The 2790-nt window shown below is 60.3% G+C and carries 3 protein-coding genes; 1 reads left to right on the forward strand and 2 read right to left on the reverse strand.

Annotated elements, in window-relative coordinates; genetic code table 11:
• Nucleotides 1-115: type IV toxin-antitoxin system AbiEi family antitoxin domain-containing protein (locus ACLP25_RS03675; protein ID WP_442467876.1), on the reverse strand; the 115-nt coding region annotated here is incomplete at its 3' end.
• A 169-nt stretch (nucleotides 116-284) separates the two neighbouring features.
• On the reverse strand, nucleotides 285-1706 hold the full coding sequence (gene mnmE / locus ACLP25_RS03680) for a tRNA uridine-5-carboxymethylaminomethyl(34) synthesis GTPase MnmE (RefSeq protein ID WP_442467874.1): 1422 nt from the start codon (nucleotides 1704-1706) through the stop codon (nucleotides 285-287).
• A 340-nt stretch (nucleotides 1707-2046) separates the two neighbouring features.
• Between mnmE and ACLP25_RS03685 the strand changes: the two genes are divergently transcribed.
• Nucleotides 2047-2790: carboxypeptidase regulatory-like domain-containing protein (locus ACLP25_RS03685; protein ID WP_442467875.1), on the forward strand; the 744-nt coding region annotated here is incomplete at its 3' end.

Consider the following 2790-nt stretch of genomic DNA (forward strand, 5'->3'; position numbering starts at 1 on the left):
GGTGTGTATTTTCGGCGAATCCGGCTGCCTTGGCCTGCTTCGTGGTAAAGAAGCCTTGTTGCTGCTCGGCGAGATCGAAGAGCCGCCGTGACGCTTCTAGGTGCGACTGTGCCACTACACAATACTACAACTTTTTTGTCTATTTGTGCGTTTTTCCCACTCATCGGCTAGCGCGCGTAACGAGTGATCGCGCGTCATTCAGCTGGCTCGGGAATCTCGCTCGAAGCTGCTCGAATAAATCAGCATAGATTTGCGCATGTCATTTATAATAAAGGTGTTATCAATCACTTCCCGATGCAGAAGGTGGAGAAGATCAGATTCAAGATGTCGTCGGATGTGGTTTGGCCGGTGAGGGAGTCAAGAGCCCATAGAGCGCGATAGAGGTCGATCAGAATCATCTCGTGGGGAATGTTGCTGGCGTTGGCCTGGGCGGCATCGGCGAGTGCGTTGCGCGTAGTGGCGATCGCCCGCTGATGGCGCAAGCTGGTGAGAAGGCCGGGTTCTGCGGCGGCTCCCCCTGTGGCTAGAGCGAGGATTCGTTCGCGGAGAGTCGTGATGCCTTCGCCGGTGAGAGCGGAGGTGTGCAGGGGTACTGGAGCGGATATATCTGGCTGAGGCAGATCAAAGGAGGGCGCGTCCGATCCGGCCAGATCGCACTTATTCCTGATGACGACTGCGGGGCGGCCTTCGACCGCTGCCAGCAATGCGCGTTCTTCGTTGTTAAGCGGCTGAGTCGCATCGAGGACCACGAGAACGAGCGAGGCGTCGGCGAGCGCTTCCCGGCTGCGGGCGATGCCAAGCTGTTCGACTTCTTCGAAGGCTTCGCGCAGGCCGGCGGTATCGACGAGCTCGAGGGGAATACCGTCAAGCGAGATGCGCTCGGTGACGAGATCGCGCGTAGTGCCGGGCGTCGCGGTGACGATGGCGCGATCGCGTTCGACGAGGCGGTTGAAGAGCGAGCTTTTGCCTGCATTGGGACGGCCGACGATGGCCAGGGTCAGACCATCATGCACGACACGCCCACGGGCGTAGGATGCGTCAAGCGCGGCAAGAGGAGGCGTGAGTTCGCCGATGCGGCGAGCGATTTCGGCTTGCGGGGTCACGTCAATGTCATCTTCTGCGAAGTCGATGCCGGCTTCGAGGAGGGCGATGAGTTCGACGAGGGCCTGCTTCACGGGCTGTACGCGGCGGCTGAGTGCGCCGCCCATCTGGCTTGCGGCCTGGCGGGCCTGGGTCAAGGTCTGGGCTTCGATGAGATCGCGCACAGCTTCGGCTTGCGTGAGGTCGAGCTTGCCGGAGAGAAACGCGCGCTGCGTGAACTCGCCGGGTTCGGCGAGGCGCGCACCGAGGTCGAGAGCGCGGCGAAGCAGCAGGTCCAGAACGACAGGGGAGCCGTGGGCAGCAATTTCGACGAGATCGTCGGAGGTGTAGGAATTCGGCGCGGCAAAAAACGTGACGACGGCTTCGTCTATTTGGTTGGCGCCAGCGTCGTCCGCGACCTCGTCGTCAAGAACATCGGCAAGACGTGCGCGGGCGTGCTCGAGGGGATGATGCAAGCGGACGAGATCGTTTGCGATGGCTGCGGCCTGCGGACCGCTGAGGCGCACGATGCCGATGCCACCGCGGCCGGGCGGCGTGGAGATGGCGACGATGGTTTCGGTGGGCAAGGCCGCGGCGAGAGACGAATTCGAGTCTTGTACATCCATGCGTTGTATTCATTGTAGGCAACGGACGGAAAGAGTATGCCGGGTGGCAAGCGGGGGATGAAGTTGTGTCGTGTGGCAGTTGTTCGAACGGGGGCTTGAATTGCGCTTGTGTCCGTATTGCAGACGGAATGGCGCAACTCGCTACAAAAAGGTTTTAGCAAGGATGTGGCAGGTATAATTTTGCGGACGCGATGAGTGTTCTCGTCGGCGTCGCGAACCGCCATCTTTGACCGCACACATTGGACATAAAGGTCTTTTATTCGTGGAAAAAACTGTGGCTACGAAGTATTGGATGGGCTGTTTTGGGCCAGGCGCATCTTTGAGATTTTGGGTTCTAGGGTTGGCGTTTTTGCTTGCGGCCGGCGCGGTGGGAGCGCAGCAGCAAGCGCAAAGCGTGTGGGAAGGGTTGCTGCGGAATTCCGCGGGAGCGCCAATTGCGAACGCGAAGATTGCGCTAACTGGCTCGGTGAGAGACGAAGGGACAACCGGGGCGAACGGGCGTTTTCGCCTGAGCGCGGTACCGGGGCAATATCGGCTGGCCGTTGAAGCGAACGGGAAGCGGAGCGAATACGCGCTACCGATCGAGGTTGGAGCGGCGGGGCAATCGGTGGCAATCACGCTCTCGGAGCGAGGCGAGATTACAGTCGCTTCTTTGACGGAAAAGGAAAGATCTGCGACGGGCGGAGAAGAGCTGTCAAGCCAGGCGGTGAGCGAGTTGCCGCTGAACGGTCGCGACTTCGGCACCCTCCTCTTGCTCGCCGCAGGCACGATGACAGACGTCAACGGCGCGACCAATTTCACCGCTCAGTTTGCGATCAACGGGCAGCGCGGCGTCGAAGCCACCTTCGCGATGGATGGCGCAGACATTAGCGATCCCGAGATGGGCGGTTCCACCTTCGCTAACTTCAACGTCGACGCCGTGGAACGTATCGATTCCAATTCCGGCTGGATGCCGGCGGAGATTGGACGCGGGGCATCGGGTTTTACAGACATCCACACACGTTCGGGGGCGAGCGGATTTCACGGGTCGGTGTTTGAGTTTGTCCGCAATTCGGCGTTCGACGCGCGGAACTTTTTCGACTAT

Origin of the sequence: Roseiarcus sp., from assembly GCF_052145395.1 — a bacterium.
GTDB lineage: Bacteria > Pseudomonadota > Alphaproteobacteria > Rhizobiales > Beijerinckiaceae > Roseiarcus.